Origin of the sequence: Gilliamella sp. B3892 (assembly GCF_026536305.1) — a bacterium.
GTDB lineage: Bacteria > Pseudomonadota > Gammaproteobacteria > Enterobacterales > Orbaceae > Gilliamella.
On sequence record NZ_JAFNOK010000042.1, the window covers coordinates 1 to 684 of the forward strand.

General features: G+C 34.4%; 1 protein-coding gene. It reads left to right on the forward strand.

What is annotated here, in order from left to right:
- The coding region (locus J3U74_RS12425) for a hypothetical protein (RefSeq protein WP_267338105.1) at window positions 1–684 on the forward strand (684 nt) is incomplete at both ends.

A 684-nucleotide genomic window follows, 5' to 3' on the forward strand; every position in this document is an offset into this window, starting at 1 on the left:
ATTTATTAATGCTAAGCGCATTAATAATATTAATGACCATATTGTCACTGAAATGCGCCAAAGTGACGAGCCACCGGAACATGAAGTCTATTTTCAAACGTCTGAGGGGGAAGGGAAAACCAAATACTCGCCTGATGATGTGCTTTATCGCATCAAGACAACAGGTATGGGTAGTATTCCAGGCGTGTCTTGTGACAAACATAGTCGATGTTTGTACAAATGGAATGATATTCCATTGCATTTACGTAATACCAAGTACTTACAAAGAATGTATGTTCCAAGTAAAGGCGTATACGGGGCGGCAAATTCCTGGCATTATGACATCTATAAACAAAAATATCGTACTGTACTGATTGAAACAGATCCAAGTAAAATCACCGCTACCGGTAATATTACGATACAAGGACAAACTTTAAATAATCATGATAGTAAAATTATTGCCGGTAAAAATGTCAATATTAATGTCGATCAGTTAAACAATATCTCGCAAGAAGTTTTATCAAAATATGTCTATTCGGGAAGAGTTAATTTACATAGAAGAAAAGATGAAAATAAATATAGATTTAGTTCCTATAAATATACAAAAGCCGATGAAGAGTTTATTGATAATGCATTAAATACGAATATTTTAGATCATCAAATATTTGAGCAGGCTCAATTAAACGATACCGCTCGTCAACCCAC